This is a genomic window from Kribbella sp. (genome assembly GCF_035687465.1).
Taxonomy (GTDB): Bacteria; Actinomycetota; Actinomycetes; order Propionibacteriales; family Kribbellaceae; genus Kribbella.
The window spans coordinates 1-7,368 of the sequence record NZ_DASRXP010000020.1; the positions used below are offsets into that span (position 1 = coordinate 1).

Consider the following 7,368-nt stretch of genomic DNA (forward strand, 5'->3'; position numbering starts at 1 on the left):
CGGCCGCGATCTCGCCGAGCTCCAGTTGATGACCGCGCTGCAGATGCAGCAGGAGCAGCAACGCCACACCGGTTTCGGCCGTCGCGGTCACCGCGACCAGCACCAGCATCGGACGCATCCTCTGACCGACCTGCCGCAGCCCCGGCGTTCGACCACGATCAACCGGCCGCACGCCGTCCCGACGACCGAGCACGACCGCGGCAACCAGACAAGCACCACCGGCGATCGCGAACACCCCGCGATAGTCGACCCGCGTCACCAACGTCATCGCCGCGACGAACGCGATCCACGTCCCGGTCCCCTCGGCCGCGAAAAGCTTCGCGTACGCCGCGTCGTCGTCAGCCAGTCCCTCCCCCACCCGTGCCCTCAGCGCCACCCAGAACAACGCACCGCCGACTCCACCCAGCACTGCGGCGGGATACGCGAGCGCGAGACCCGGCGTCACGGCGTACAGGACAAAGGAGCACGCGTAGATCGCGGCGCCGACCGAGGCGAGGCGGCCGCGGTCGAACCGGTCGGCGAGCACGCCCGCTATCGGGCGGGCGGCGAAGGAGGTCAGGGTTTCGACGGCCGTCAGCAGGCCGACCTGGGCGGGTGAAGCACCGAGCGAGGCGCCGGCCCAGAGCGGCAACAGGAAGTCGAGCACCTCGACCGGCCCGCGGGTGAGGGCGGCGGCGAGTTCGTTCATCCGGGTACGTGGCGAAGCAGCGGACGGCGACGTCATGCCGGCATCGTAACAACACAAACGTGTCAGATAAGCGGCCGAAAAGCGCCGGACCCGATCGGACGGGCCCGGCGCAGGGGGCGGAGAGCTCTCAGGCTCGAGGGATCAGGTGCGGTAGCCGGGGGCCACGCCGGTGATGGCGTCGCCCATGCGGTGCACCCGGAGGGCGTTGGTGGAACCGGGGATGCTGGGTGGGCTGCCGGCGACGATGACGACCAGGTCGCCCTTCTCCAGTTTGCCCAGTTCCAGCAGGCGCTGGTCGACCTGGCGGACCATCTCGTCGGTGTGATCGACCGTGGGGACGATGTGGGTCTCGATCCCCCAGACGACGCTGAGCCAGGCGCTCACCGACGGGACCGGCGTGAACGCGAGCACCGGGATCTCGGTGCGGTAGCGAGCCAGCCGGAGCGCGGTGTCGCCGCTCTGGGTGAAGGCGACCAGGTACTTCGCCTCGAGTGCCTCCGCCACCTCCGCGGCCGCCTTGGCGATCACGCCACCCTTGGTCCGCGGTTCCCAGTCGATCTCCGCGACCCGGCCGAGACCATGCTGCTCGGTCGACGCGACGATCCGAGACATCGTCTTGACCGTCTCGATCGGGAACCGGCCGACGCTGGTCTCACCGGACAGCATCACCGCGTCGGCGCCGTCGAGCACCGCGTTCGCGACGTCGGACGCCTCGGCCCGGGTCGGCCGCGGGGCCGAGATCATCGACTCCAGCATCTGGGTGGCGACGATCACCGGCTTCGCGTTCAGCCGGGCCTGGTCGATGATCAGCTTCTGCACCAGCGGGACCTCCTCCAGCGGGAGTTCCACGCCGAGGTCACCGCGGGCGACCATGAAGCCGTCGAAGGCCTCGATGATCTCGTCCAGGTTGGCGACCGCCTGCGGCTTCTCGATCTTGGCGATCACCGGTACCCGGTGACCTTCCTCGTCCATGATCTTGTGCACCAGCTGGATGTCGCTGCCGTCGCGGACGAAGGACAGCGCGATCATGTCGGCGGGCAGGTGCAGGGCCCAGCGCAGGTCCTCGACGTCCTTCTCGGACATCGCCGGCACGCTGACCGACACACCGGGCAGGTTGATGCCCTTGTGGTTGGAGACCGGTCCGCCGACGACGACCCGGCAGACCACATCGGTCTCGGTCACCTCCTCGGCGACCAGGGCGATCCGGCCGTCGTCGATGAGCAGCTGGTCGCCCGGCTTGACGTCACCCGGCAGCCCGTCGTACGTCGTACCGCAGATGGTCGAGTCACCGGGGACCTCCCGGGTGGTGATGGTGAAGCGCTCGCCGTAGGTCAGGGTGGCCTTTCCCTCGGCGAACTCGGCCAGCCGGATCTTCGGTCCCTGCAGGTCGACCATGATCCCGACGTTCTTGCCGGTCTCGGCCGCTGCGGTACGGATCCGTTGGTAGATGCGCTCATGCTCGGCGTGGGCGCCGTGGCTCAAGTTCAGCCGTGCGACGTCCATACCTGCTTGGACGAGTTCCAGGACGCGCTCGGGGGCGGCCGTAGCCGGGCCGAGCGTACAAACGATCTTTGCGCGACGCACGTCACAAAACCCTACTCCTACAAGACCACTCGCTAGCTGGTCCGCCCCCGTTACTGAACGGTTAACACCTTGTGTCGAGTGAGCGCAGCGCCTGATCAGTCAGGCAGCGGCTGATCAAGCCAGGGGCGTGTACGTGCCGACCGTGACCTCGCCGGTCAGCTCGACCGTGACGGTCTGCAGACCGACCGGCTCGCCCTTGACGTAGGTGACCAGGGTGACCTCGCCGGGGCGGCGCAACGTGTACCCGAGGGCGAACGCGTACGCCGCTCCCCCGGTGGTGCCGTTCGTGTACGTCGTCACCGATTTCCCGTTGACCACCTTGGTCTCCGGTCCTACCTGGCGATGCAGATGCCCTGACAGCAGCAGCGAGGCGCAACCGCGGTTCGCGGTGTCCTGCATCGACGCCGGATCGTGGACCACGAGCGTCGAGATCGGCTTGTCCTCGGGCTGCTCGCAAGCGATCTCCGCGAGCCTGGCGGACTGCTCCGCGGTCGTCTCCTCGCCGGGGGTGTCGGCGCTGCCGAGCCCGGTCCGGGTCGGATCGCTGTCGCCGAGGAAGCGGATCCCCTCGACCTCGACCGGCTTGCTGTCCAGCACAGTGAAGTTGTTCTTCCGCATCGCGTCCTCGATGAACCCGCCGGCGTCGTGGTTGCCGGCGACCGCGACCACCTTCAGGTCCTTGAAGTGCTGGGCCAGCGAGTTGATGCTGAACACCTCCCAGGACTGACCCGACGACGAGTCGTCACCGGCGTCGATCAGGACCTTGGCGCCGGCCACCTTGCCGACCTCAGCCGCGAACGGGTCCATCCCGATGTTGTCGTGCCGGTCCGACACCAGCAGCGCGACGGTCTCCCCCTCGGCCGCCTGGTGGATCCGGCCTCCCACCCGGCTGACCCGGTCGCGCAGCTGACCGTAGAACTCGGTCGACCGCTCGTACGTCTGGACAGCGGTCCGGATCACCCCGACACCGCCGCTGGTGGAGAAGCCGGACGCGACCTCGACGTTCTTCAGCCGTTCGTCGAAGGAGAGCTCGGGCAGCAGGTCGGCGAGCGGGCGCCACTCGGTCGGCGGGACCTCGGCCTCGCGCATCCGGCCGGGGCCGAAGATCGAGGCGATGGTGATCAGCATCGCGACGAGCACCACGATCGCCCGGTGCCGGACCCGGCGTTCCGAGGAATGGACCAGGGCGAACAGCTCGCGGCGACGGCGTCGGCCGAGCATCGCCCAGGCGGTCGCGACCACGACGGCGACGAGCAGGCCCGAGCCCGCGCCGGCCACCGCGTCGTCGACGGCCATCTCCTGGATCACCTGGCGGATCCGGGCGATCTCACCGTCGGGCTGGCTGGCGATCAGCGCGTCGCGGTTGAGCAGGTCGGTCAGGTTGTCGGCGTCGGTCTCCTGGACGTCGATGTTGATGCCGAGCCCCACCGGCAGGTCGGTCTGCAGCCGCAGGCGCGGGAGGACGGCACCAAGGTCGAGGGTGGCGTGGTTGTCGAAGGTCGGCGAGACCTGCGCGGCGTGGGCACCGATCGTGACGCGCTCGGAGTCGTTGACGAATCCGAGCACGCCGACGACGGCGGACACCACGAACCAGAGCAGCACCAGCCCGGCCCAGGGCGCCGCTTTGCGGAGCCGGGCGTGGGTCACCAGCCGTCGAGACACGAGCCCCAACCTATTGCCCCGCTTCAAGGCCTCGCACCAGGTAACGCGGCGTTTCTCGTACTGCGATACGCCTGCCGAACGTCGGCGCCCAACCATCCGTGGCGTTCACTCGCCCCGTTTTGTCCGCCTGCAGAGGCAGCGGCCAGGGGACCGCTGCCTCGCGGACAAAACGGGGCGCATGAACGCGGGCTGTTTGTACAGGCAGCCTGTACGAACGGGCGCGTCGTTGCCTCACACCACCAAGGGGCGGGCGGTGGGTGGGATGGGGGTGGGGAGGGTGGAGTTGCCGGTCAGGTGGGTGTCTACTCCGGCTGCGCACGAGCGGCCTTCGGCGATGGCCCAGACGATCAGGGACTGGCCTCGGCCGGCGTCGCCGCAGGCGAAGACGCCGTCTACTGAGGTCTGGTAGGACTTGTCCCGCTTCACGTTGCCGCGCTCGTCCAGGTCCACACCGAGTTGCTCCAGGAACCCCTCCCGCTCCGGGCCGAGGAAGCCCATCGCGAGCAGGACGAGCTGCGCCGGGATGGTGCGCTCGCTCCCGGGCACGGGCGTGAACCTGCCTTCGACGAGCTCCACCTCGATCAGGTCCAGACCAGAAACGTTGCCCTCGGCATCGGCCACGAAGTTGTTCGTCGAGACGGCGTAGACCCGCTCGCCGCCCTCCTCGTGCGCCGAGGCGACCCGATAGATCATCGGGTACGTCGGCCAGGGGTGCGCATCCGGACGCTCTTCCGAGGGGCGCGGCATGATCTCCAGCTGGGTGACACTGCGGGCACCCTGGCGGTGCGCAGTACCGAGGCAGTCAGCCCCCGTGTCACCACCACCGATGATCACCACGTCCTTGCCAGTGGCAACGATCTGGTTCTCGACCGTCTCCCCCAGCGCGACCTTGTTCGCCTGTGGTAGGTACTCCATCGCCTGGTGGATGCCGCCGAACTCGCGTCCCGGTACCGGCAGGTCCCGGGCCGCGGTGGCACCCGTCGCGATCACGACGGCGTCGTACCGCTGCTTCAGCTGGGTCCCGGTGACGTCCACGCCGACGTTGACGCCGGAGCGGAAGACGGTGCCCTCTTCCTTCATCTGCTGGATCCGGCGCTCGACCTGGATCTTCTCCATCTTGAACTCGGGGATGCCGAACCGCAGCAGCCCGCCGGGCGCCGAGGCCCGCTCGTACACCGCCACAGTGTGACCCGCCCGGGTCAACTGCTGGGCGACGGCGAGACCGGCCGGGCCTGAGCCGACAACCGCGATCGTCTTGCCCGTCAGCCATTCCGGCGGCTGAGGCTTGACATCGCCCGACTCCCAGGCCTTGTCGATGATCGCGACCTCGACATTCTTGATCGTCACCGGCTCCTGGTTGATCCCCAGGACGCAGGCCGGTTCACAAGGTGCCGGGCAGAGCCGGCCGGTGAACTCCGGGAAGTTGTTCGTCGCGTGCAGCCGCTCGATCGCACCGGACCAGTCGTCGCGCCAGACCAGGTCGTTCCACTCCGGGATCAGGTTGCCCAGTGGGCACCCCGAATGGCAGAACGGAATGCCACAGTCCATGCAGCGCCCGGCCTGCTCGCTGATGATCGGCAGCAACGCCTTGCCGACCCCACCGGGGTAGACCTCTTTCCAGTCCTGCACGCGCTCCGCCACCGGACGGCGTTCCGCGACCTCGCGCGGAGTGGTCAGGAATCCCTTCGGGTCAGCCATCAGAGGGCCTCCATCATCGCTCGCGTGGTGGCGTCCTCGTCCAGCCCGTCCCGCTCGGCAGCCGCCTTGGCTGCGAGCACCCGGGCGTAGTCGCGGGGCATCACTGTTGTAAACCGCGAATCTGCGGCCTCCCAATCTGCGAGCAGCTTGGCCGCCCGTTCCGAACCGGTCTCCTCGTGGTGGATGCGAACCAGGTCCTGCAACAGGTCGGACTCCTCGCTGGTGAGCGGGAGCAGGTCGACCAGCTCCGGGTTCACCAGCGCGCGGTCCAGGTCGAGCACATGGGCCACGCCGCCCGACATGCCCGCCGCGAAGTTCCGGCCGACCGCGCCGATCACCACGACGCGACCACCCGTCATGTACTCGCAGGCGTGGTCGCCGACGGCCTCGACCACGGCGGTGGCGCCGGAGTTCCGCACGCAGAACCGTTGCCCCGCGCCACCACTGATGAACAGTTCGCCCGACGTCGCGCCGTACGCGATGACGTTGCCGGCGATGATCTGGTCGGCCGCGTCGAAGCGTGCGTTCCGGTCCGGCCGGATCACCACGCGACCACCCGACAGACCCTTGCCGACATAGTCGTTGGCGTCGCCCTCGAGCCGGAGCGTCACCCCGCGCGGGACGAAGGCGGCGAACGAGTTGCCGGCCGACCCGGTGAAGGTCAGGTCGATCGTCCCGTCCGGCAGCCCCGCGGCGCGGTACTTCTTGGTGATCTCGTGGCCGAGCATGGTCCCGACGGTCCGGTTCACGTTCCGGATCGGCAACTGCGCGCGCACCGGCTCGCCGGACTCGATCGCCGGCCGGCAGATCCGGATCAGCTCATTGTCGAGCGCTTTGTCGAGGCCGTGGTTCTGCAGCACGGTCTGGTGCAGCGAAGCACCCTCCGGCAGCGACGGCACGTGCAGGATCGGCGTCAGGTCGAGCCCGTCCGCCTTCCAGTGGTCCACCGCGCGGTGGATGTCCAGTACTTCGGCGTGGCCGATCGCCTCGTCCAGGGTCCGGAATCCCAGCTCCGCCAGGTATTCGCGGACCTCCTCGGCGATGAACTCGAAGAAGTTCACCACGAACTCCGGCTTCCCGGCGAACCGCTCACGCAGTACCGGGTTCTGGGTCGCGACGCCCACCGGGCAGGTGTCGAGGTGACAGACACGCATCATGATGCAGCCGGACACCACGAGCGGTGCCGTGGCGAAGCCGTACTCCTCCGCGCCGAGCAGAGCCGCGACAACCACGTCACGACCGGTCTTGAGCTGACCGTCTGTCTGCACGACGATCCGGTCGCGCAGCCCGTTCAGCAGCAGCGTCTGCTGGGTCTCGGCCAGGCCGAGCTCCCAGGGCCCGCCAGCGTGCTTGAGCGAGGTCAGCGGCGAGGCGCCGGTGCCGCCGTCGTGGCCGGAGATGAGCACGTGGTCGGCGTTCGCCTTCGACACGCCCGCGGCGACGGTGCCGACGCCGACCTCGGCGACGAGCTTCACCGACACCTGGCCGCGCGGGTTCGCGCAGCGCAGGTCGTAGATGAGCTGCTTGATGTCCTCGATCGAGTAGATGTCGTGGTGCGGCGGCGGGCTGATGAGACCCACGCCCGGCGTGGAGTACCTCGTCTTCGCGATCCACGGGTACACCTTGTGCCCGGGCAGCTGGCCGCCCTCGCCGGGCTTGGCGCCCTGGGCCATCTTGATCTGCAGCTGGTCGGCGTTGACCAGGTAGTGGATCGTCACGCCGAAGCGGCCGGAGGC

At 68.9% G+C, this 7,368-nt stretch carries 5 protein-coding genes; all 5 read right to left on the minus strand.

The window, feature by feature from the left end; translation table 11 throughout:
* The coding region (locus VFG33_RS00910) for an MFS transporter (protein WP_325021288.1) at nt 1-724 on the minus strand (724 nt) is incomplete at its 3' end.
* A 105-nt stretch (nt 725-829) separates the two neighbouring features.
* Nucleotides 830-2,272, minus strand: a complete 1,443-nt coding sequence (gene pyk / locus VFG33_RS00915; protein ID WP_325021290.1) for a pyruvate kinase — start codon at nt 2,270-2,272, stop codon at nt 830-832.
* Nucleotides 2,273-2,386: 114 nt separating this feature from the next.
* Nucleotides 2,387-3,934 (minus strand): metallophosphoesterase family protein, encoded by a 1,548-nt coding sequence (locus tag VFG33_RS00920; RefSeq protein ID WP_325021292.1) that lies wholly within the window; start codon nt 3,932-3,934, stop codon nt 2,387-2,389.
* Between the two features lie 231 nt (nt 3,935-4,165).
* Nucleotides 4,166-5,632 (minus strand): glutamate synthase subunit beta, encoded by a 1,467-nt coding sequence (gene gltD, locus VFG33_RS00925; RefSeq protein ID WP_325021294.1) that lies wholly within the window; start codon nt 5,630-5,632, stop codon nt 4,166-4,168.
* Nucleotides 5,632-7,368: glutamate synthase-related protein (locus VFG33_RS00930; RefSeq protein ID WP_325021296.1), on the minus strand; the 1,737-nt coding region annotated here is incomplete at its 5' end. The genes gltD and VFG33_RS00930, both read right to left, overlap by 1 nt.